We start from the raw sequence: 20,340 nt of genomic DNA on the forward strand, positions 1-20,340 counted from the left end.
GTCCGGTCCGTCTGTCTTCGAACCCTCAAGCCCCAGCCCCTCGAAGACGCCGGACCGGACCTCCCCCGCCGGAAAGGGTTCAGCGGGCCTGCCCGCCCGGAACCAGCAGCGTCGCGCCGAGGATCGCGCCCGGCGTCTCGGCCGTGCGCATGCGCTGCAAAAGCACCGCGCAGCCGCCGCTCGTCTTCTTCTTCGCCAGCATGGCGGCGGGCAGGATCAGGTTCGTCTCCTTGCCCTCCCACATGCCGATCGTCTCCATGTCCGTCACCGCGTGCCAGTAGTTGACCGTCTTGCCGCGGTTCTCGCCCTTGTCGATTTCTATCGCGCGCTCGCGCTCGAAATAGGCGATGACGATGTTGGCCTTGCCCTGGCCCTCGCCGACGCGGATGCGCAGCTCGTCGTTCTTCACCTCGATGCCGACCGGCACGCTGAGGCCCTTGCCCTCGCCCGACAGCGCGTCGATGCGGGCGCGGATGCCGGGGAGGTCGGCGCCGTTCATGTGCTCGCGCCCGTTCAGCACCGCCTGCGGCGTGTAGACGCCGTTGCGGCCGAACATGCGGGCATAGGCGTATTGCCGCTCGGTGTTCTCCTTCGAGCCGAGCGTATCGGCCCAGCCGAGATAGTTCCAGTAGTCGACATGATAGGCGAGCGCCACGACGCTGCCCTCGCGGGCGAGCGTTTCCAGGGCCTTGTCGGCCGGCGGACAGGAGGAACAGCCCTGGCTGGTGAAGAGCTCGACCACGCCGCTCGCGGGCCTTGCCTCCTGTGCTGGAGCGGCCGTCGCGCCGCCCATCAAGGCAAGCAGGGCAGCCAGACATCCCACAATGCGTCGTCGCGGCATGATCGCTTCCAGTGGCGCGCCGGCGATGGCCGGCCGTGAACGCCCGTCATACGCGCTTGCCGCGCGGACCGGAAGTCACATTGGAGTGAGATTTGCGTGTGCAAACGGGATCAGGATTCGCGCGCGCGAACGGGAGCGGGATCCGTCCGCGAAAATGCCGGGGCCCTGCGGCCCCGGCATCGATGGCTTCGGCCTGTCGGCCGGTCAGGCGGCGAGGTCGCGCAGCACGGTCTGCAAGATGCCGCCGTTGTTCATGTAGGTGACCTCGTCGAGCGTATCGATGCGGCAGAGGAGCGGGACCTCCTTCACCGTGCCGTCGGAATAGGTGATCTTCGCGATCTTCTTCTCGCGCGGCTTGATGTCGCCCTCGAGGCCGTCGATCGTCACCAGCTCGTCGCCCTTGAGGTCGAGGCTCGCCCAGGTCGTGCCTTCCTCGAAGACGAAGGGCACGACGCCCATGCCGACGAGGTTGGAGCGGTGGATGCGCTCGAAGGACTGGGCGATCACGGCCTTGACGCCGAGCAGGTTGGTGCCCTTGGCCGCCCAGTCGCGCGAGGAGCCGTTGCCGTATTCGACGCCGGCGAAGATGACGAGCGGAACGCCCTCTTCCTTGTACTTCATGGCGGCGTCGTAGATCGACATCTCCTCCTTGGAGGGATAGTGGATCGTGTAGCCGCCTTCCTTGCCGTTCGGGCCCAGCATGTGGTTGCGGATGCGGATGTTGGCGAAGGTGCCGCGCATCATCACCTCATGATTGCCGCGCCGCGTGCCGTACTGGTTGAAGTCGGCGACGCCGACGCCGTGCTCGATGAGATAGGCGCCGGCGGGCGAGGCCGCCTTGATCGAGCCTGCCGGCGAGATGTGGTCGGTCGTGATCTTGTCGCCGAACAGGCCGAGCACGCGGGCGCCCCGGATGTCGGAAATGCCCGAGCCGGTCTTGCCCATGCCGATGAAGTAGGGCGGGTTCTGCACGTAGGTCGACTGGTCGTCCCAGGCATAGGTCTGGCCCGCCGGCACCTGCACGGCCTGCCAGTTGGCGTCGCCCTTGAAGACGTCGGCATACTTGGTGGCGTAGAGCTCGCGGGTGACGTACTTCATGATGAACGCCTGGATCTCCTTCGAGGAGGGCCAGATGTCCTTGAGGTAGACCGGGTTGCCGTCGCGGTCGTTGCCGATCGGCTCCTTCGTCAGGTCCTTCTGCACAGTGCCGGCGAGCGCATAGGCGACGACGAGCGGCGGCGAGGCGAGGTAGTTCGCCTGCACGTCCGGCGAGATGCGGCCCTCGAAGTTGCGGTTGCCGGAGAGCACGCCGGCGGCGATCAGGCCCTTGTCGTTGATCGTCTTGGAGATCGGCGCCGGCAGCGGGCCGGAATTGCCGATGCAGGTCGTGCAGCCGAAGCCGACGAGGTTGAAGCCGAGCTTGTCGAGGTCCTCCTGCAGGCCGGACTTGGCGAGGTATTCGCCGACCACCTGCGATCCGGGCGCAAGCGACGTCTTCACCCACGGCTTCGTCTTCAGGCCGCGGGCGACCGCGTTGCGGGCGAGCAGGCCGGCGGCGATCAGCACCGAGGGGTTCGAGGTGTTGGTGCAGGACGTGATGGCGGCGATCGCCACGTCGCCGTGGCCGATGTCGTAGTCCGTGCCCTCGACGGCATAGCGGTTGTGCAGCTGGCCGGGCTTCTTGTAGTCGTTCTCGAGCGCGGTCGCGAAGCCGGAGGCGATGTTCTCCAGCGCGATGCGGCCTTCGGGACGCTTCGGGCCGGCCATGGAGGGCACGACCTCGCCGAGGTCGAGCTCCAGCGTGTCGGTGAAGACGAGGTCGGAGCCGTCGCCGTCGCGCCACATGCCCTGCGCCTTGGAATAGGCCTCGACGAGGGCGATCCGCTGTTCCTCGCGGCCGGACATGGTGAGGTAGTTGACGGTCTCGCCGTCGACGGGGAAGAAGCCGCAGGTGGCGCCGTATTCCGGGCCCATGTTGCCGATCGTGGCGCGGTCGGCGAGCGTCATGTTGTCGAGGCCGGGGCCGAAGAACTCGACGAACTTCGAGACCACGCCCTTCTTGCGCAGCATCTGCACGACGGTGAGCACGAGGTCGGTGGCGGTGACGCCTTCCTTGAGCCTGCCCGTCAGCTTGAAGCCGATCACTTCCGGCAGCAGCATGGAGACCGGCTGGCCGAGCATGGCGGCCTCCGCCTCGATGCCGCCCACGCCCCAGCCGAGCACGCCGAGGCCGTTGATCATCGTCGTGTGGCTGTCCGTGCCGACGCAGGTATCCGGGTAGGCGACGATCTCGCCGTCTTCTTCCTTGGTCCAGACCGTCTGGCCCAGATACTCCAGATTGACCTGATGACAGATACCCGTTCCCGGCGGAACGACGCGGAAGTTCTTGAACGCCTGCTGGCCCCACTTCAGGAAGCGGTAGCGCTCGCCGTTGCGCTGGTATTCGAGCTCGACGTTGCGGGCGAAGGCCGTCGGCGTGCCGAATTCGTCGACGATGACGGAGTGGTCGATGACGAGGTCGACGGGCACCAGCGGGTTGATCTTCTCCGGGTCGCCGCCGAGCGAGACCATCGCGTCGCGCATGGCAGCGAGGTCGACGACGGCGGGAACGCCGGTGAAGTCCTGCATCAGCACGCGCGCCGGGCGATAGGCGATCTCGTTCTCGACCGTGCCCCTGTTGTTCAGCCATTCGGCGACGGCGAGGATATGGTCCTTGGTGACGGAGCGGCCGTCCTCGAAGCGCAGCAGGTTTTCGAGGAGCACCTTCATCGAATAGGGCAGCTTCGAGACCCCGGCGAGGCCGTTGGCCTCAGCCTTGGGCAGGCTGTAGTAAACGTAGTCGACGTCGCCCACCGTCAGGGTCGAACGACAATTGAAGCTGTCTAGGGATCTGGACACTTTATACCCCGTCTCGTCTGGCGCCAGAAATCTGACGTACGAACGCCCGTGCGCGTTTAGCGCGAATGGGATGCGGGTGCGGCCATTTCCGCTGTCCGTACGCGGAAATCATTCCCGTGTTCGGCGCTTGGATGAAATTCACGCCGACCGCTGGCGTGTTGCGGGGGTTATAGATAATTTCTAAAGAAGGTTCCAGAGTGCCGTCCGGCAAATCGGGACAATTTTTTTGCATTGCGACCAAGGTCGTAAAGGGAAAGTGACGTACCATGCGGCTCCTTGCCGAGGGTCTGAGTGCGAAGCGGGGCGAGGACCTGATTTTCCGGGATGTTTCCTTCGGAATCGACGCCGGGGAGGCGCTCATCGTCAAGGGCGCGAACGGCTCCGGCAAGTCGACGCTGCTGCGCGTTCTCGCCGGCCTGCTGCCGGCCGTTTCCGGCACCGCGCGGCTTCTTGCTGCGGCGCACCCGGTGGAGCGGCTGGGGGAGGCCTGCCACTATCTCGGCCACCGCAACGCGATGAAGCGGGAGCTCACCGTCGAGGAGAACCTCGTCTTCTGGAAGGCCTTCTACGGCGACCTTCACGGCGGCGCGGGGATCGGCGTCGACGCGGCGGCGGCGGCCGTCGGGCTCGGCGGCATCCTGCACCTTCCCTTCGGCTATCTCTCGGCCGGCCAGCAGCGGCGCATGGCGATGGCGCGGCTCCTCGTCGCCTGGCGGCCGGTCTGGATCCTCGACGAGCCGACGGCCGCGCTCGACGTGGCGGCCGAGGCGATGTTCGCCGGGCTGGTGACGAACCATCTGGCGCAGGGCGGCATCGCCATCGCCGCCACGCACCAGCCGCTCGGGCTGGAAGGGGCGCGGGAGCTGTGGATGACCGGGTTCGCGGGTGCGGAGCAGGGGGTATGGTGATGGGCGTGCAGGGTGTTACCCCCCTCTGGCCTGCCGGCCATCTCCCCCTCAAGGGGGGAGATCGAATCGTTGCGACGTCTTGCCACACACAGGCGAAGCGGGCCGGGCAGCCGGCTAGCGTCTTGCCGATCTCCCCCCTCGAGGGGGAGATGGCCGGCAAGCCAGAGAGGGGTATTTTTGCATGATCCCCCTCCTCCTCCGCGACATAAGGCTCTCGGTGCGCGCCGGCGGGGGCGCGCTGATCGGGGTGCTGTTCTTCATGACGGTGGTCGCCGTCATTCCCTTCGGCGTCGGGCCCGACCTCAACCTGCTGTCGCGCATCGGACCGGCGATCCTGTGGATCGGTGCGCTGCTCGCCGCGCTGCTCGGCCTCGACCGGCTGTTCCAGGCCGAGCGCGAGGACGGCTCGCTCGATCTCCTGCTGATGCAGGAGACGCCGCTGGTGCTGACCGTGCTCGTCAAGTGCCTCGCGCACTGGATCGCGACCGGCCTGCCGCTCGTCATCGCCGCCCCGCTGCTCGGCCTGTTCATGAACATGGACGAGGTGGCGATCGGCGCCACCACGCTGACGCTGCTTGCCGGCACGCCGGCGATCACCTTCATCGGCGCCGCCGGGGCGGCGATCGCCGTCGCCCTGCCGCGCGGCGGGCTGCTGGTGTCGATCCTCGTGCTGCCGCTCGCCATTCCCGTGCTGATCTTCGGCGTCAGCGCCGTACATGCGGCGATCGAGGATCCGGCGCCCTTCCTGCCGCCCTTCCTTATTCTCGTCGCGATCAACCTGTTCTTTGCGGTGATCGGACCGGTCGCGGCGGCGGCCGCACTCCGGCTTTCGAGCGACTGACGTGCCGAATTGACGCGAATGTGATTGCGCCAGATCAATTGAAGCGGGGGGGATTGCGCGTTAAAGGAACGTCATGAGCGAACCGAGCCTTGCCATCCGCAAATTCAGCGATCTCGCCAACCCGACGCGCTTCCTGGCGCTCGTCGCACTCCTGTGGCCGTGGATGGCGGGCCTGACGCTCTGTCTGTTCGCGTTCGGCCTCTACCTCTCCTTCGCCACGCTCGGCGACTACCAGCAGGGCGAGACGGTGCGCATCATGTACATCCACGTGCCGGCCGCCTGGCTGTCGATGATGTGCTATTCGGTGATGGCGGTCTCGGCGCTGGGCACGCTGGTCTGGCGCCATCCGCTCGCCGACGTCTCGGCCAAGGCGGCGGCGCCCCTCGGCGCCTGCTTCACGCTGATCGCGCTTATCACCGGCTCGCTCTGGGGCAAGCCGATGTGGGGCACCTGGTGGGTCTGGGACGCGCGGCTCACCTCGGTCTTCGTGCTGTTTCTGATGTATCTCGGCCTGATCGCGCTCAACCGGGCGATGGCCGACGACCCGACGCGCGCCGCCAAGGTCGGCGCGGTGCTGATCCTCGTCGGTTTCGTCAACATCCCGATCATCAAGTTCTCGGTCGAGTGGTGGAACACGCTGCACCAGCCGGCGAGCGTCGTGCGCCTCGACGGGCCGACCATCGACCCGGAGTTCCTGCGTCCGCTGATGGTGATGGCGGTCGCCTTCACGCTGTTCTTCTTCACGCTGCATGTGCTGGCCATGCGCAACGAGATCCTGCGCCGGCGCATCTCGGTGCTGCGCCGCCACGCCGCGCGCGCCGTCGGCCGCGAGGGGAGCGACGCATGAGCCACGCCTTCTACGTCACGCTGTCCTATCTCTCCGCCTTCGGCATCGCCCTCGGTCTTGTGCTTTGGGTCTGGCTCGACCATCGCGGCCGGCAGAAGGAATTGGCGCGGCTCGAAGCGGCCGGCATCCGCCGCCGCTCCGCCCATTCCGGCGAGGCGCAATGAGCGGGACGGAGGACGGCAGGGCCGATGCCGGCAAGGGCATGCGCGCGCGCATCGTCCTCGCCGCGCTGCCGCTGGCGATCTTCCTCGGCCTGGCGCTGATCTTCTGGTCGCAGCTCAATTCCGGCCGCGACATCTCCGAGATCCCTTCCGCGCTGATCGGCACCAAGGCGCCCTGGCGCGACCTGGAGCCGCTCTCCGGCGCGACGCGCAACGGCGTGCCGGTGCCGGCCTTGACGACGGAGACGGCGAAGGGGAAGCTGACGCTCGTCAATTTCTGGGCGTCCTGGTGCGTGCCCTGCCGGCAGGAGCATCCGATCATCCTGGCGCTGTCGAAGGACCCGCGGCTCACCGTCGTCGGCGTCAACTACAAGGACGGCGACGAGAACGCCTTGCGCTTCCTCGGCGAGCTCGGCAATCCCTTCTCCGCCATCGGCCTCGACCCGGCCGGCCGCATGGCGATCGACTGGGGCGTCTACGGCATCCCCGAGACCTATCTCGTCGGCCCGGACGGCACGATCCTCTACAAGAAGGTCGGCCCGTTCGACGATAAAAGCTTGAAGGACGGGCTCTATCCGGCGATCGAGAAGGCGCTTTCCGCGCCTGCCGGCTGAGGCGTTCTCAGGACGCCTTCCCCTCTTCCGCCTCGATCGAATGGCGCATGATCAGCGGCATCTGCGAGAGCGTGAAGAGGACGGTGATCGGCATCGTTCCCCAGACCTTGAAGGCGACCCAGAAGTCGGTCGAGAAGGAGCGCCAGACCACCTCGTTCAGCACCGCCAGGAAGACGAAGAACAGGCCCCAGCGCAGCGTCAGCTTGCGCCAGCCCTCGTCGCTGAGCTTGAAGGCGGCGTGGAAGACGTAGCCGAGCAGCGGCTTGCCGAACAGCAGGCCGCCGAGCAGGATCGCCCCGAACAGCGAATTGACGATGGTCGGCTTCATCTTGATGAAGGTGTCGTTCTGCAGCCAGAGCGTCAGCGCGCCGAAGACGAAGACGACGATGCCGGAGACGAGCGGCATGACGGGGAGCGTGCGTGTCAGCACCCAGGAGACGACGAGCGCCAACGCCGTCGCCGCCATGAACAGGCCGGTGGCGATGAAGATCGGCCCGCCCATCTCGGCGAGCAGCGGGAAATGCGAGGCGAGCCACTCGCCGCGCGAGTTGGCGAAGAAGAAGACGACGAGGGGGCCGAGCTCCAGCACCATCTTCAGGAGCGGGCTGACCCTCGCCTCGTCCGCCTTGCGGTCCCAGTCCCGCCGGTTCTCGATTTCCTGGATGACGGTGCCGCGCACGGGATGGGGATCGAGCTTGCCGGCGCCTTCGACCAGCCGGCCCAGTCCCGATTCGGCGCCCTTGCCTACATTCTGGTCACTCATTCTCCGACTCCTGCGATCGCCTCGGCGAAATCCTTCGCCTCGAAGGGTTCGAGATCGTCGATCCCCTCGCCGACCCCGATGAAATAGACCGGCAGCTTGTGCTTGGCGGCAATCGCCACAAGGATGCCGCCGCGGGCCGTACCGTCCAATTTTGTCATGATCAGGCCCGTGACGCCCGCGACGTTGCGGAAAATCTCCACCTGGTTCATCGCGTTCTGCCCGGTGGTGGCGTCGAGCGTCTGCAGGACGGTGTGCGGCGCGTCGGGATCGAGCTTGCCGAGCACACGGACGATCTTCTCCAGCTCCGCCATCAGCTCGGCCTTGTTCTGCAGGCGGCCAGCGGTGTCGACGATCAGGACGTCGCTCTTCTTCGCCTTCGCCTGCTCGTAGGCCTCGTAGGCGAGGCCCGCCGCATCGGCGCCGAGCCTGGAGGCGACGATGTCGGAGCCGGTGCGCTCCGCCCAGATCTTCAGCTGCTCGATGGCCGCCGCGCGAAAGGTGTCGCCGGCGGCGAGCATGACCTTCAGGCCGGCGCCGGAAAGTTTTGCGGCGAGCTTGCCGATCGTCGTCGTCTTGCCGGTGCCGTTGACGCCGACGACGAGGATGACATGCGGCTTGTGGGCGAGGTCGAGCGCCAGCGGCCTGGCGACGGGCGCCAGCACCTTGGTGATCTCGCTTGCCATGATGCGCGAGACGTCGCCGCCGGTCACGTCCTTGCCGTAGCGCTCGGCGGCGAGCGTGTCGGTGATCCTGAGCGCCGTCTCGACGCCGAGGTCGGCCTGGATCAGCAGGTCTTCCAGGTCCTGCAGCGTCGCGTCGTCGAGCTTGCGCTTGGTGAAGAGGCCGGCGATCTGGCCCGTCAGCTGCGAGGAGGTGCGCGACAGGCCCTCGCGCAGGCGCTGGAACCAGGTCCGGCGGACCGGTGCCGCGGCCGTCTCGGCCTCCGGCTCGGGCTCGGGCTCGGCCGTGGTGAAGCCCTTCGGCAGGGCGGGGGCGACGGGCTCCTCGTCCGCGACGGCTTCCGGCTCGGCCGCCTCCTCCGCGGCGATCGGCGGCGCCTCGTCGGGTTCCGGAAGATCGTCCGCAGCCGCCGGCTCGGCCGGTTCCACCTCCACGTCCGCCGCATGCGGCAGGGGATAGATGTCGGGCTCGGCGTCGGCCGGGACGTGCAGGCCTGCCTCGGGATTGGCGGCCTCGGCCTCCTCCAGCAGCGTGTCGTGCTCCTCGACGGCTGGCGGCGCCGCGGCGGGCTCGGCCTCCGTGTCCTTGCCGAAAGTGAAGATCTTCTTGATGAAGCCGAGGGCCATGGAAGCTGTCCGCTAGTTGCGTGGGGTGGCGGTGTCGGTCCGCATCGTCAGGTGGCGGCCATTGTGGCCGGTGATCGTGACCGGCACAAGGTCGCGGGGGCGAAGGCCGGCGGCGTCGACGAGCGTGAAGTTTTCCGTATGCGCCAGCCCGTTGTTCTCGACGAGGATCGTCTGCCGGCTGCCGACCATGCGGTCGAGATGCATCGCATGCAGTCTTTTCCCCGTCTCGCGCAGCCGCGCGGCGCGCTCCTTGACGAGCGCCCGGTCGAGCTGCGGCATGCGCGCGGCCGGCGTGCCGGGGCGCGGGCTGTAGGGGAAGACGTGGAGATGCGCAATGCCGCAGTCCTCCGCATGGCGGACGGCGTTGGAAAACATCGTCTCCGTCTCCGTCGGGAAGCCGGCGATCATGTCGGCGCCGAAGCTCGCCTCGGGGCGGAGGCTGCGCACGCGCTCGCAGAAGGACAGCGCATCGGCGCTGGAGTGCCGCCGTTTCATGCGCTTGAGGATCAGGTCGTCGCCGTGCTGGAGCGAGAGATGCAGGTGCGGCATGAAGCGCGGCTCGTCGGCGATCAGGTCCCAGAGATGGCCGTCGGCCTCGATGCCGTCGATGGAGGAGAGGCGCAGCCGGCGGATCTCCGGCACCTGCTTCAGCAGCGTCTTCGCCAGCAGGCCGAGCGTCGGCCGGCCGGGCAGGTCGGCGCCGTAGCTGGTGGCGTCCACCCCGGTCAGCACGATCTCCGCGTAGCCGCTTCCGGCGAGCTTTCGCGCCTGCTCCACCACGGCGCCCATCGGCACGGAGCGGGAATTGCCGCGGCCGTAGGGGATGATGCAGAAGGTGCAGCGGTGGTCGCAGCCGTTCTGCACCTGCACGAAGGCGCGCACATGGCCGTCGATCAGCCGCACCATCTGCGGCGCGGTCTCCCGCACGCTCATGATGTCGTTGACGCGGAGCTTCTCCTCGGCCGAGACGCCGAAGTCGGGCAGCGCCCGGTAGGCGGCGCTCCTCAGCTTCTCCTCGTTGCCGAGCACGGCGTCGACCTCCGGCATGGCGGCGAAGGCGTGGCTCTCCGTCTGCGCGGCGCAGCCGGTGACGATGATACGGGCATGCGGATTCTCGCGCCGCGCCCGGCGGATCGCCTGCCGGGCCTGGCGCACCGCCTCGCCGGTGACGGCGCAGGTGTTGACGAGCACGGCGTTGTTGAGCCCCGCCTTCTCGGCTTGCGCCCGCATCACTTCGGATTCGTAGGTGTTGAGGCGACAGCCGAAGGTTATGACCGTCACGCCGCTCAAAGGGCGGCCGCCCCGGCTTCGTCGCGGCTGAACGCGCCCGTCTCGGGGTCGAGCGTGCCGGACCATTCCCATTCGGCAGGCCCCGTCATGACGACCTTGCCGTCCTCGCGCCAGTCGATGTGAAGCGTGCCGCGGCCCGGGCTGCTGGCGACCGTCACGGCGACCGTGCGGCCGGTCCGCCCCGTGCGCGCGCCGCTGACGGCGGCCGCGCAGGCCGCCGAGCCGCAGGCGAGCGTCAGCCCCGCGCCGCGCTCCCAGGTGCGCGTCGTCATGGCGGACGGCGAGGTCACCTGCGCTAGCGTGATGTTCGCCCGTTCGGGGAACATCGGATGGTTTTCGAGCAGCGGGCCGAAGCGGTCGAGGTCGTAGCTCATCGGGTCGCGCTCGACCCAGAAGACGGCGTGCGGATTGCCCATCGACACGGCCGAGGGCGAATGCAGCACCGGCGCGTCGATCGGGCCGATCTGCAGCTCGATGCGGCTCGTGTCGAAGAACTCTTCCGCCAGCGGGATGCGGTCCCAGTCGAAGACCGGCCGGCCCATGTCGACGGAGATCGTGCCGTCCTCGTGCTCGACGGCGTTGAGGATGCCGGCGACCGTCTGGAAGGTGAAGGTCTTGCGCCCCGTCTCGCCGGCGAGCGCCTGCACCACGCAGCGCGTGCCGTTGCCGCAGGCCTGAGCCTTCGAGCCGTCGCAATTGAGGATGTCGATGAAGGCGTCGGTGCCGTCCGTCCGCGGATCGTGGATCGCCATGATCTGGTCGAAGCCCGTCGCCGGGTCGGCGGCGAGCGCGATCGCCGCCCGCGGCGTCACGGCGTCCCTGCGGCCGCGCATGTCCACGACGAGGATCCTGTTTCCCAGTCCGTTCATGCGGGCGAATTGCGCGTGTGCTGCCATGGCGGATGTTCCATTCGAGACCGCTAAGGGGCCTCTCTTCCTGCGCGTATATGGCGCAAGCCGGCCGGATTTACCAGACGGAGTCTGCAATCGGGACGGCGATCCTTGACTTTCCGGCCGCTTTCCTGTTTAAGCCGCCGCATCTGCGACAAGTGACGACGCTTGAAGCCGCCGACCGGGACCCGCGAGAGATCCCGGAGGTCAACATCCGACAGCGCGATGCGCCCTCGGGTGCTTTTCGGCTTTGCGTCTTGTTTTCGTCACGGAGAGCACCGACGTTTCCGCTTCGTGCGGAAACAAGAAGGAAGACGCGATGTTTGAAACACTCCAGGACCGCCTCGGCTCCATCCTCAATGGACTGACGGGCCGCGGTGCGCTCTCCGAGGCGGACGTCTCGGCGGCGCTGCGCGAGGTCCGCCGCGCGCTGCTCGAGGCGGACGTGGCGCTGGAAGTGGTGCGCGCCTTCACCGAGGCCGTGCGCGAGAAGGCGGTCGGCGCGGAGATCCTGAAGTCGATCAAGCCCGGCCAGATGGTCGTCAAGATCGTCCATGACGAGCTCGTCGCCATGCTCGGCTCCGAGGGCGTCGCAATCGACCTCAACGCGCCCGCCCCCGTCGTCGTCATGATGGTCGGCCTGCAGGGCTCGGGCAAGACCACCACCACCGGCAAGATCGCCAACCGGCTTGCGACGCGCGACAAGAAGAAGGTCCTGATGGCCTCGCTCGACACGCGCCGTCCGGCCGCGCAGGAGCAGCTTCGCCAGCTCGGCGTCCAGACCGGCATCGATACGCTGCCGGTCGTCGCCGGCCAGTCGCCGACCGACATCGCCGCGCGCGCCGTGCAGGCGGCGAAGCTCGGCGGCCACGACGTCGTCATCCTCGACACCGCGGGCCGCACCCATATCGACGAGCCGCTGATGATGGAGATGGCGGAGATCAAGCGGAAGTCCAATCCGCACGAGATCCTGCTCGTCGCCGACGCGCTGACCGGCCAGGACGCCGTCAACCTCGCCCGCAATTTCGACGAGCGCGTCGGCATCACCGGCCTCGTGCTCACCCGCATGGACGGCGACGGACGCGGCGGCGCCGCGCTCTCCATGCGCGCCGTCACCGGCAAGCCGATCAAGCTGATCGGCACCGGCGAGAAGATGGGCGAGCTGGAGGAGTTCCATCCCCGCCGCGTCGCCGACCGCATCCTCGGCATGGGCGACATCGTCTCGCTGGTCGAGAAGGCGGCGGAGAACATCGACGCCGAGAAGGCGGCCGCCATGGCCGCCAAGATGGCCAAGGGCAAGTTCGATTTGGACGACCTCGCCGACCAGCTGCGCCAGATGCAGAAGATGGGCGGCATGGGCGGCATCATGGGGCTGATGCCCGGCATGAGCGGCATGAAGGACAAGATGGCGGCCGCCGGTCTCGACGACGGCCTGTTCAAGCGCCAGCTCGCCATCATCTCGTCGATGACCAGGGCCGAGCGCGCCAATCCGGACATCCTCAAGCATTCGCGCAAGAAGCGCATCGCCAGCGGCTCCGGCACCGATGCGGCCGACATCAACAAGCTCCTCAAGATGCACCGCCAGATGGCCGACATGATGAAGGCCATGGGCGGCAAGAAGGGCGGCGGGCTGATGAAGCAGATGATGGGCGGCCTTGCCGGCAAGATGGGGCTCGGCGGCATGGGCGGCGGCATGCCGGACCTGTCGAAGATGGACCCGAAGCAGCTCGAGGCGCTCGCCAGGCAGGCGGAAGCCGCCGGCATCCGGCCGGGCGGGCTTCCCGGCCTCGGCGGCGGCGGCCTTCCGGGTCTGGGCGGCGGTCGGCTGCCGGGTCTCGGTGGCGGACTGCCGGGGCTTCCCGGCCTGCCGAAGAAGAAGTGAGGGGGACCGCGTGACCGTCGATCCGGGCGTCAGACAACAGCTTTCCGAGTACCGGCAGTCGATCGACAACATCGACGCGGCCCTCGTCCACATGCTCGCCGAGCGCTTCCGCTGCACCAAGGCGGTGGGCGTGCTCAAGGCGACGCACGACCTGCCGCCGGCCGATCCGGCGCGCGAGGAATACCAGATCGAACGCCTTCGCCGCCTGGCAAAGGATGCCAATCTGGACCCGGATTTCGCGGAGAAGTTCCTGAACTTCATCATCCGCGAGGTGATCCGCCATCATGAAGCCATTGCCGCCGATTTCAGCGGCGCAAACCAGAGCACCGCTTGAAGCAAGCGGTCGCATCGATCCCAAGGAGAAATGACATGTCCCTGAAAATTCGTCTCGCCCGCGGCGGTTCCAAGAAGCGCCCCTACTACCAGATCGTTCTCGCCGACGCCCGCAGCCCGCGCGACGGCCGCTTCCTGGAGAAGCTCGGCTCGTGGAACCCGCTGCTCGGCCGCGACGACGAGAAGCGCGTCCAGCTCGACGCCGACCGCATCAAGGAATGGCTCGCCAAGGGCGCGCAGCCGACCGACCGCGTCGCCCGCTTCCTGGACGAGGCCGGCCTCGTCAAGCGCGAAGCCCGCAACAACCCGGAAAAGGCCAAGCCCGGCAAGAAGGCGCTGGAGCGCGAGGCCGAGAAGAAGCAGAAGGCCGAAGACGCCGCTGCCGCTGCCGCCGAATAATCGGACGCCGGATTCCTTTCGGGCGGGCGGTGTGTCTCATGCCGCCCGCTTTCGTTTGATCGAGGCTTGGAACGCAGCACCATGGCGAAACTGGAAAATCCCGTCCTCATGGGCACGGTGGGTGCCGCCCAGGGCCTGCGCGGCGAGGTCCGCGTGAAGTCCTATACGATCGATCCGGTGGCGCTCGGCGACTACGGCCATCTTCATGCCGAGGACGGCCGGACGTTCGAGGTGCTGGAGATCCGCGAGGCGAAGAACATGGTCGTCGTGCGCTTCCGCGGCGTCAACGACCGCAATGCCGCCGAGGCCCTGAACGGCCTCGACCTCTATATCGAGCGCGACAACCTGCCGGACGAGGAGCTCGACGACGACGAGTTCTTCTACGCCGACCTCGAGGGGCTGGAGGCGGTGGACGCGACCGGCCGCAGCCACGGCACGGTCACCGGCATCTTCGATTTCGGCGCGGGCGACCTGCTGGAGCTCAAGGGCCCGGGCAAGCGCCCGGTGCTGATCCCCTTCTCCGAGGCCGCCGTGCTGGAGATCGACCTCGAGGCGGGCCGCCTGCTGATCGACCCGGTCGCCGCCGGCCTCGACGAGGAGGAGGGCGGCGGTCCCGGAAGCCGGCGGCGCCGGCCGCCGGAAGAGGGGGAATGACGTGGCATTCCGCGCCACCGTGCTCACGCTCTATCCGGAGATGTTCCCGGGCTTCCTCGGCCAGTCGCTCTCCGGCAAGGCCTTGGCGCGCGGCGACTGGACGCTCGACTGCGTGCAGATCCGCGATTTCGCCACCGACCGCCACCGCACCGTCGACGACACGCCGGCCGGCGGCGGCGCCGGCATGGTGCTGAAGCCGGACGTGCTCGCCCGTGCCATCGACCATGCGGGCGCGGACGACGGCCGCCCGCGTCTCCTCATGAGCCCGCGCGGAAAGCCGCTGACGCAGGCGCGCGTGCGCGAGCTGGCCGCCGGCCCCGGCGCGGTCGTCGTCTGCGGCCGCTTCGAGGGCGTCGACCAGCGGGTGATCGACGGGCGGCACCTGGAGGAGGTCTCGATCGGCGACTACATCCTGTCGGGTGGCGAGCCGGCGGCGATGATCCTCATCGACGCCGTCGTCCGCATCCTGCCCGGCGTCATGGGCAACGCGCTCTCCGGCACGCACGAGAGCTTCGAGGACGGGCTGCTGGAGCATCCGCACTATACGCGCCCGCAGGTCTGGGAGGGGCGGGAGATCCCGGCCGTGCTCACCTCCGGCCATCACGGCGAGATCGAGAAATGGCGCCGCGCGGAGGCAGAGCGGCTGACGCGCGAGCGCCGGCCCGACCTGCTGCCGCCTCAGGCCTTGACGAAGTAATAGGCGGTCAGCATCAGGCCGACGCCGACGACGAGGGCGCGGATCGCCGCCTGCGGCACGCGCCGCGCGGCCCAGACGCCGGAATAGCCGCCGATCGCCGCCGCCGGCACCATGACGGCGGCCTGCGGCCAGCCGACCACGTCGCCGCCGGTGAAGACGACGATCGCCATGCCGGCGATCACCACGGCGAGGAAGTTCTTGAGCGCGTTCAGCCGGTGGTAGTCGCCGCCCTTGGTCAGCCCGAGCACGGCGAGCGTCATGATGCCCATGCCGGCGCCGAAGAAGCCGCCGTAGATCGAGGTGACGAACTGGCCGGCGAGCCCCGCCGGCGAGATCGGCTTTTCCGGGCTCAGCGCCTTGGGCTTCAGGTAGGGCCCGGCGGCGAAGAGGACGGTCGCGGCGAGCAGCAGCCACGGCACCAGCGCCCGAAAGGAGGGGTTCGACAGCGACAGCAGGAGCAGCGCCCCGGAAAGGCCGCCGACCAGCGACAGCGCGCCGAGGATCATCGCCTCGCGGAGATCGGCGCGGATTTCCCGCGCATAGGCGAGCGCGGAGGTGACGTAGCCCGGGAACTGGGTGATCGAGGAGGTGGCGTTGGCGACGATCGGCGGCAGGCCGACGAGCGTCATGGCGCCGAAGGTGAGGAAGGTGCCGCCGCCGGCAATCGCGTTGACGACGCCGGACAGGAAGCCTGCGGCAAACAGCAGTGTCATCTCGGCGATCGTCACGGCCCGTTCTTCCCCGCGTCCTCTCCGGCCTGATAGCGCGGCGATCGGGGGTCGGCAAGTGGCGAAAAATGCGGCGGGCGGCCGATTCTTGCACGGTCGGGGATGACAAGCGCCCGCGATTGGTGTAATGGCCCGCTCGGATTTGGGCTCACGCCCGCCGACCTGCAAGCAAAGAACTGCGAATCCGCTCCCGTCCGGCATCGGGCGAAACCCAAGGCTGCGGCCGAAAGGTGACCGTCGAGCGCTCTGGCCGTTCCAGAAGAACGAAGAGGTTAGACCGATGAACATCATCCAGCAGCTGGAAGCCGAACAGGCCGCCAAGATCGCCGCCAAGCGCACGCTTCCGGAATTCTCCCCGGGCGACACCGTCCGCGTCAACGTCCGCGTGACGGAAGGTTCGCGCACCCGCGTGCAGGCCTACGAGGGCGTCTGCATCGCCCGCTCCGGCGGCGGCCTCAACGAGAGCTTCACCGTCCGCAAGATCTCCTACGGCGAAGGCGTCGAGCGCGTCTTCCCGATCTACTCGCCGCTCGTCGAGAGCGTCGAGGTGGTTCGCCGCGGCAAGGTCCGCCGCGCCAAGCTCTACTACCTGCGCGACCGTCGCGGCAAGTCGGCCCGTATCGTCGAGAACACCGGCACGCGCGCCCGCAAGCTGAACGACGCCGAGCGCCAGGCCGTGGCCGAGGAAAAGGCCCGCATCGAGGCCGAGAAGGTCGCAGCCGCCCAGGCGCTCGCCGCCGAGAAGGCCGCTGCGGAGGCTGCCGAAGCCGCCGCCAAGGCCCAGGAAGCCGCTGCCGAATAAGCGGCCGCGCCCCGCGCAAACGCATTCTCCAAAGCCGCCGGTTCGCCCGGCGGCTTTTTCGTCGCGCGCGTCCGCAGCGCTGCCCGCAAGCCTTGCCTGCCTCCCCGCACCTGTGACAGTGTGCCGGCGCCACAATTCCAGGAGCATGTCCCGATGGTTTCCCGCCGCGCCGTCCTTGCAGGCCTTGCCGCCGTTGCCCTTCTGCCCGCCGCCGCCCTTGCCGCCGACCTGCCGGACCTCGGCGGGCGTACGGTCGTCGTCGCCACCGAGAACGCCTATCCGCCGCTACAGTTCGTCGACCCGAAGACGGGCGAGCAGGTGGGCTGGGAATACGACGCGATGAACGAGATCGCCAGGCGCCTCAATTTCAAGGTCGAGTACCAGAACGTCAGCTGGGACGCGATGATCCAGGCGGTCTCCGACGACCAGTACAACATCGGCATGACCGGCATCACCATCAAGGACGACCGCAAGGAGAAGGTCGACTTCTCCGATCCCTACATGCGCTCGCAGCAGTTCATGCTGGTGCGCGCCGACGAGACGCGCTTTGCCGATGCGAAGTCCTTCGCCGCCGTCGAGGACGGGCTGGTCGGCGCGCAGCCGGGCACCTCGCCCTTCTATACCGCCGTCTACGAGATCCTCGACGGCAACGAGCAGAACCCGCGCATAAAGCTGTTCGAGACCTTCGGCGCGACGGTGCAGGCGCTGCAGGCGGGTGACGTCGACCTCGTGCTCACCGACAGCGTGGCGGCGAACGGCTACGTGCAGGCCTCGGGCGGCAAGCTGAAGGTGGTGGGCGAGCCGCTCGGCACGGAAGACTTCGGCTTCATCTTTCCGAAGGGCTCGGACCTCGTCGCTCCGGTCAATGCGGCGATCGCCGCGCTCAAGGCCGACGGCACGCTGGAGGCGCTCGATAAGACGTGGTTCCTCGACTACAAGATGGGCGAGTAGCCGCCGGCCATGGCGCCCGCCTCGCCGGCCGGGACGAAGGCCGACTATCCCTGGTGGCTGGTGGCGCTCGCGGCGATCGCCGCCGTGCTCGCCGCCGTCATCGTCGCCAACGATCTCTACGCGCAGGTCTTCGGCGTCGTCGTGAAGGGGCTCTGGGTCACGATCTTCGTGACCCTCGTCGGCTTCGCGCTCGCCACGCTGCTCGGGCTCGGGGTGGCGCTCTTGGCACTTTCCGAGCGGACGGCGCTGCGGCAGGTCGCGCGCTTCTACACGGAAGTGATCCGCGGCGTGCCGATCCTCGTGCTGCTCTTCTACGTCGCCTTCGTCGGCGCGCCGGCGCTGGTCGCCGCGGTCAATTTCCTCCTCGCGCCGCTCGTCGCCGCGGGTCTCCTCGAACCGGTGCAGGTGCGCGACGTCTCCTTGATGTGGCGGGCGATCATCGCGCTGACGATCGGCTATTCCGCCTTCATCGCCGAGGTGTTCCGCGCCGGCATCCAGTCGGTCGACAAGGGGCAGGTCGAGGCGGCGAAGGCGCTCGGGCTCTCGCGCTATCAGCGCTTCCGCCTCGTCGTCTTCCCGCAGGCGATCCGCGTCATCCTGCCGCCGCTCGGCAACGACTTCGTGGCGATGGTCAAGGATTCCTCGCTCGTCTCCGTGCTCGGCGTCGCCGACATCACCCAGATGGGCAAGGTCTACGCCTCCGGCTCCTTCCGCTTCTTCGAGACCTATTCCATCGTCGCCTATGTCTACCTGATCCTCACCATAGGCCTGTCGCTGGCGCTCAGGGCGTTCGAACGTCGGCTCAGGCGCGGCATCGGCCACTGATTCTTGGCGATTGCCGAAACGTCGAAAAATCGCTATATGCGGGCCATGGAATCCAAGTTCGGATGCACGGAAAGGCATGTCGTCGTGCTGCAGGATCACAAGCGCCTGCCGGCACGCTTCTTTGCGCGCGTCTTCGGGGCGCTCACCGGCCGCCTATCCTGATCGTCCGCGATCCGGCGGCTGCGCGCTGCCGATTTCCAGTATCTCCTAAACATGCCCAGACGGATGAAGAGCCATGAGCGCACCCCGGACCCTCTATGACAAGATCTTCGACGACCACATCGTCAGCCGCCAGGAAGACGGCACCTGTCTTCTCTACATCGACCGTCACCTGGTCCACGAGGTGACGAGCCCGCAGGCCTTCGAGGGCCTGCGCATGGCCGGCCGCAAGGTCCGCGCGCCGGAGAAGACGCTCGCCGTCGTCGACCACAACGTGCCGACCTCGCCGGACCGCCACCAGGGCATCAAGAACGAGGAAAGCCGCATCCAGGTCGAGGCGCTGGCGAAGAACGCCGCCGACTTCGGCGTCGAGTATTACTCGGAGCGGGACAAGCGCCAGGGCATCGTCCACATCGTCGGCCCGGAGCAGGGCTTCACGCTGCCGGGCATGACCATCGTCTGCGGCGACAGCCACACCTCCACGCACGGCGCCTTCGGCGCGCTCGCCCACGGCATCGGCACGTCGGAGGTCGAGCACGTGCTCGCCACCCAGACGCTGATCCAGAAGAAGGCGAAGAACATGCTGGTGCGCGTCGACGGCCAGTTGCCGCCGGGCGTCACCGCCAAGGACATCATCCTCGCCATCATCGGCGAGATCGGCACGGCCGGCGGCACCGGCCACGTCATCGAGTTCGCCGGCGAGGCGATCCGCTCGCTGTCGATGGAAGGCCGCATGACGATCTGCAACATGACGATCGAGGGCGGCGCGCGCGCCGGGCTGATCGCGCCCGACGAGACGACCTTCGCCTACATCAAGGACAAGCCGCGCGCGCCGAAGGGCAAGGCGCTGGAGATGGCGCTCGACTACTGGAAGACGCTGCATACCGACGAAGGAGCCCATTTCGACCGCGTCGTCGTGCTGGATGCCGCCAACCTGCCGCCGATCGTCTCCTGGGGCTCCTCGCCGGAGGACGTCGTCTCGGTGCAGGGCGTCGTGCCGAACCCGGACGACATCGAGGACGAGACCAAGCGTTCCTCCAAGTGGCGGGCGCTCGACTACATGGGCCTGAAGCCCGGCACCAGGATGACGGACATCGCCATCGACCGCGTCTTCATCGGCTCGTGCACCAACGGCCGCATCGAGGACCTGCGCGCCGTCGCCAAGGTCGTCGCCGGCCGGCAGGTCGCGCCCACCGTCAATGCCATGATCGTGCCGGGTTCCGGCCTCGTGAAGGAGCAGGCGGAGGCCGAGGGCCTCGACAGGATCTTCAAGGAAGCGGGCTTCGACTGGCGCGAGCCGGGCTGCTCGATGTGCCTCGCCATGAACGACGACCGGCTGAAGCCGGGCGAGCGCTGCGCCTCGACCTCGAACCGCAACTTCGAGGGCCGCCAGGGCTTCAAGGGCCGCACGCATCTCGTCTCGCCGGCCATGGCCGCCGCCGCGGCGATTGCCGGTCATTTCGTCGACATCCGCGAATGGCAGTGATACGGCCGCGTTGCCGTCGTGATGATGGAGGCCGGGGGCATGCTCCCGGCCTCTCCGTCTGCGG

The 20,340-nt window shown here is 68.0% G+C and carries 22 protein-coding genes; 15 read left to right on the forward strand and 7 right to left on the reverse strand.

Features of this window, described 5'->3' with window-relative positions:
* Nucleotides 1-79 precede the first annotated feature (79 nt).
* Both NNZ72_RS03730 and acnA read right to left on the reverse strand, forming a co-directional pair.
* Nucleotides 80-841, reverse strand: a complete 762-nt coding sequence (locus tag NNZ72_RS03730; protein ID WP_371747689.1) for a DUF1223 domain-containing protein — start codon at nucleotides 839-841, stop codon at nucleotides 80-82.
* A gap of 204 nt (nucleotides 842-1,045) precedes the next feature.
* Entirely contained in the window at nucleotides 1,046-3,739 is a 2,694-nt protein-coding gene (acnA, locus tag NNZ72_RS03735) for an aconitate hydratase AcnA (protein ID WP_257312903.1), read from the reverse strand.
* A 266-nt stretch (nucleotides 3,740-4,005) separates the two neighbouring features.
* Here acnA and ccmA point away from each other — a divergent pair, with 266 nt between their 5' ends.
* The 5 genes from ccmA (at nucleotide 4,006) to NNZ72_RS03760 (ending at nucleotide 7,110) form a co-directional block, all read left to right on the forward strand.
* Complete coding sequence (gene ccmA / locus NNZ72_RS03740) at nucleotides 4,006-4,647, forward strand: heme ABC exporter ATP-binding protein CcmA (protein WP_257312906.1); 642 nt, start codon at nucleotides 4,006-4,008, stop codon at nucleotides 4,645-4,647.
* A gap of 181 nt (nucleotides 4,648-4,828) precedes the next feature.
* Nucleotides 4,829-5,488 (forward strand): heme exporter protein CcmB, encoded by a 660-nt coding sequence (ccmB, locus tag NNZ72_RS03745; protein WP_257312908.1) that lies wholly within the window; start codon nucleotides 4,829-4,831, stop codon nucleotides 5,486-5,488.
* A 73-nt stretch (nucleotides 5,489-5,561) separates the two neighbouring features.
* Nucleotides 5,562-6,335, forward strand: coding sequence for a heme ABC transporter permease (locus NNZ72_RS03750; RefSeq protein ID WP_257312911.1), 774 nt, complete (start codon nucleotides 5,562-5,564; stop codon nucleotides 6,333-6,335).
* Complete coding sequence (gene ccmD, locus NNZ72_RS03755) at nucleotides 6,332-6,499, forward strand: heme exporter protein CcmD (RefSeq protein ID WP_257312914.1); 168 nt, start codon at nucleotides 6,332-6,334, stop codon at nucleotides 6,497-6,499. Before NNZ72_RS03750 ends, ccmD begins: the two co-directional genes overlap by 4 nt.
* Nucleotides 6,496-7,110, forward strand: a complete 615-nt coding sequence (locus tag NNZ72_RS03760) for a DsbE family thiol:disulfide interchange protein (protein WP_257312917.1) — start codon at nucleotides 6,496-6,498, stop codon at nucleotides 7,108-7,110. The genes ccmD and NNZ72_RS03760 overlap by 4 nt, the downstream gene beginning before the upstream one ends.
* 7 nt (nucleotides 7,111-7,117) lie before the next feature.
* Here the strand turns inward: NNZ72_RS03760 and NNZ72_RS03765 are convergent, their stop codons facing one another.
* From NNZ72_RS03765 to dapF, 4 genes are read right to left on the reverse strand one after another with little or no spacing between them, the layout of a single operon-like run.
* A complete protein-coding gene (locus tag NNZ72_RS03765) occupies nucleotides 7,118-7,873 on the reverse strand; it encodes a septation protein A (RefSeq protein WP_257312920.1) in 756 nt (251 codons plus the stop codon).
* On the reverse strand, nucleotides 7,870-9,180 hold the full coding sequence (gene ftsY, locus NNZ72_RS03770) for a signal recognition particle-docking protein FtsY (protein ID WP_257312924.1): 1,311 nt from the start codon (nucleotides 9,178-9,180) through the stop codon (nucleotides 7,870-7,872). The genes NNZ72_RS03765 and ftsY overlap by 4 nt, the downstream gene beginning before the upstream one ends.
* 12 nt (nucleotides 9,181-9,192) lie before the next feature.
* Entirely contained in the window at nucleotides 9,193-10,470 is a 1,278-nt protein-coding gene (gene mtaB / locus NNZ72_RS03775) for a tRNA (N(6)-L-threonylcarbamoyladenosine(37)-C(2))-methylthiotransferase MtaB (RefSeq protein ID WP_257312926.1), read from the reverse strand.
* Complete coding sequence (gene dapF, locus NNZ72_RS03780) at nucleotides 10,467-11,366, reverse strand: diaminopimelate epimerase (RefSeq protein WP_257312930.1); 900 nt, start codon at nucleotides 11,364-11,366, stop codon at nucleotides 10,467-10,469. Before dapF ends, mtaB begins: the two co-directional genes overlap by 4 nt.
* A gap of 313 nt (nucleotides 11,367-11,679) precedes the next feature.
* Between dapF and ffh the strand changes: the two genes are divergently transcribed.
* The 5 genes from ffh (at nucleotide 11,680) to trmD (ending at nucleotide 15,325) form a co-directional block, all read left to right on the forward strand.
* On the forward strand, nucleotides 11,680-13,242 hold the full coding sequence (gene ffh / locus NNZ72_RS03785; RefSeq protein ID WP_257312932.1) for a signal recognition particle protein: 1,563 nt from the start codon (nucleotides 11,680-11,682) through the stop codon (nucleotides 13,240-13,242).
* 10 nt (nucleotides 13,243-13,252) lie between these two features.
* Nucleotides 13,253-13,576, forward strand: a complete 324-nt coding sequence (locus NNZ72_RS03790; protein WP_257312935.1) for a chorismate mutase — start codon at nucleotides 13,253-13,255, stop codon at nucleotides 13,574-13,576.
* A 35-nt stretch (nucleotides 13,577-13,611) separates the two neighbouring features.
* Nucleotides 13,612-13,974, forward strand: a complete 363-nt coding sequence (gene rpsP / locus NNZ72_RS03795; RefSeq protein WP_257312937.1) for a 30S ribosomal protein S16 — start codon at nucleotides 13,612-13,614, stop codon at nucleotides 13,972-13,974.
* Nucleotides 13,975-14,055: 81 nt separating this feature from the next.
* Nucleotides 14,056-14,628: a ribosome maturation factor RimM gene (gene rimM, locus NNZ72_RS03800; protein ID WP_257312941.1), complete on the forward strand. Its 573-nt coding sequence runs from the start codon at nucleotides 14,056-14,058 to the stop codon at nucleotides 14,626-14,628.
* Between the two features lies 1 nt (nucleotide 14,629).
* Nucleotides 14,630-15,325 (forward strand): tRNA (guanosine(37)-N1)-methyltransferase TrmD, encoded by a 696-nt coding sequence (trmD, locus tag NNZ72_RS03805; RefSeq protein WP_257312944.1) that lies wholly within the window; start codon nucleotides 14,630-14,632, stop codon nucleotides 15,323-15,325.
* On the opposite strand, the gene NNZ72_RS03810 is transcribed toward trmD, so the two are convergent.
* Nucleotides 15,307-16,038: a sulfite exporter TauE/SafE family protein gene (locus tag NNZ72_RS03810; protein ID WP_306766180.1), complete on the reverse strand. Its 732-nt coding sequence runs from the start codon at nucleotides 16,036-16,038 to the stop codon at nucleotides 15,307-15,309. The two genes, trmD and NNZ72_RS03810, sit on opposite strands and share 19 nt — an antisense overlap.
* A 295-nt stretch (nucleotides 16,039-16,333) precedes the next feature.
* Here NNZ72_RS03810 and rplS point away from each other — a divergent pair, with 295 nt between their 5' ends.
* The 5 genes from rplS to leuC all read left to right on the forward strand — a co-directional run bounded on the left by rplS (nucleotide 16,334) and on the right by leuC (nucleotide 20,276).
* A complete protein-coding gene (gene rplS, locus NNZ72_RS03815; RefSeq protein WP_257312948.1) occupies nucleotides 16,334-16,855 on the forward strand; it encodes a 50S ribosomal protein L19 in 522 nt (173 codons plus the stop codon).
* A gap of 153 nt (nucleotides 16,856-17,008) precedes the next feature.
* Nucleotides 17,009-17,806 carry a transporter substrate-binding domain-containing protein gene (locus NNZ72_RS03820; protein WP_257312950.1) on the forward strand — a complete coding sequence of 266 codons (798 nt, stop codon included), beginning with the start codon at nucleotides 17,009-17,011 and terminating at the stop codon, nucleotides 17,804-17,806.
* 9 nt (nucleotides 17,807-17,815) lie between these two features.
* A complete protein-coding gene (locus NNZ72_RS03825; RefSeq protein WP_257312953.1) occupies nucleotides 17,816-18,631 on the forward strand; it encodes an amino acid ABC transporter permease in 816 nt (271 codons plus the stop codon).
* 3 nt (nucleotides 18,632-18,634) lie between these two features.
* Nucleotides 18,635-18,793 carry a hypothetical protein gene (locus NNZ72_RS03830; RefSeq protein WP_257313123.1) on the forward strand — a complete coding sequence of 53 codons (159 nt, stop codon included), beginning with the start codon at nucleotides 18,635-18,637 and terminating at the stop codon, nucleotides 18,791-18,793.
* A 73-nt stretch (nucleotides 18,794-18,866) separates the two neighbouring features.
* Nucleotides 18,867-20,276, forward strand: coding sequence for a 3-isopropylmalate dehydratase large subunit (gene leuC, locus NNZ72_RS03835; RefSeq protein WP_257312955.1), 1,410 nt, complete (start codon nucleotides 18,867-18,869; stop codon nucleotides 20,274-20,276).
* The last annotated feature ends 64 nt before the right edge of the window (nucleotides 20,277-20,340 follow it).

This window comes from Shinella pollutisoli (genome assembly GCF_024609765.1).
GTDB lineage: Bacteria > Pseudomonadota > Alphaproteobacteria > Rhizobiales > Rhizobiaceae > Shinella > Shinella pollutisoli.

Excerpts from the sequence above, each read along its gene's own strand:
- ccmD (WP_257312914.1), top strand. The coding sequence starts at position 6,332 with ATGAGCCACGCCTTCTACGTCACGCTGTCCTATCTCTCCGCCTTCGGC.
- NNZ72_RS03820 (WP_257312950.1), top strand. The coding sequence starts at position 17,009 with ATGGTTTCCCGCCGCGCCGTCCTTGCAGGCCTTGCCGCCGTTGCCCTT.
- rpsP (WP_257312937.1), top strand. The coding sequence starts at position 13,612 with ATGTCCCTGAAAATTCGTCTCGCCCGCGGCGGTTCCAAGAAGCGCCCC.
- rplS (WP_257312948.1), top strand. The coding sequence starts at position 16,334 with ATGAACATCATCCAGCAGCTGGAAGCCGAACAGGCCGCCAAGATCGCC.
- ffh (WP_257312932.1), top strand. The coding sequence starts at position 11,680 with ATGTTTGAAACACTCCAGGACCGCCTCGGCTCCATCCTCAATGGACTG.
- dapF (WP_257312930.1), bottom strand. The coding sequence starts at position 11,366 with ATGGCAGCACACGCGCAATTCGCCCGCATGAACGGACTGGGAAACAGG.
- NNZ72_RS03750 (WP_257312911.1), top strand. The coding sequence starts at position 5,562 with ATGAGCGAACCGAGCCTTGCCATCCGCAAATTCAGCGATCTCGCCAAC.
- ccmA (WP_257312906.1), top strand. The coding sequence starts at position 4,006 with ATGCGGCTCCTTGCCGAGGGTCTGAGTGCGAAGCGGGGCGAGGACCTG.
- ftsY (WP_257312924.1), bottom strand. The coding sequence starts at position 9,180 with ATGGCCCTCGGCTTCATCAAGAAGATCTTCACTTTCGGCAAGGACACG.
- NNZ72_RS03765 (WP_257312920.1), bottom strand. The coding sequence starts at position 7,873 with ATGAGTGACCAGAATGTAGGCAAGGGCGCCGAATCGGGACTGGGCCGG.
- NNZ72_RS03825 (WP_257312953.1), top strand. The coding sequence starts at position 17,816 with ATGGCGCCCGCCTCGCCGGCCGGGACGAAGGCCGACTATCCCTGGTGG.
- leuC (WP_257312955.1), top strand. The coding sequence starts at position 18,867 with ATGAGCGCACCCCGGACCCTCTATGACAAGATCTTCGACGACCACATC.
- ccmB (WP_257312908.1), top strand. The coding sequence starts at position 4,829 with ATGATCCCCCTCCTCCTCCGCGACATAAGGCTCTCGGTGCGCGCCGGC.
- NNZ72_RS03810 (WP_306766180.1), bottom strand. The coding sequence starts at position 16,038 with ATGACACTGCTGTTTGCCGCAGGCTTCCTGTCCGGCGTCGTCAACGCG.
- rimM (WP_257312941.1), top strand. The coding sequence starts at position 14,056 with ATGGCGAAACTGGAAAATCCCGTCCTCATGGGCACGGTGGGTGCCGCC.
- NNZ72_RS03730 (WP_371747689.1), bottom strand. The coding sequence starts at position 841 with ATGCCGCGACGACGCATTGTGGGATGTCTGGCTGCCCTGCTTGCCTTG.
- NNZ72_RS03760 (WP_257312917.1), top strand. The coding sequence starts at position 6,496 with ATGAGCGGGACGGAGGACGGCAGGGCCGATGCCGGCAAGGGCATGCGC.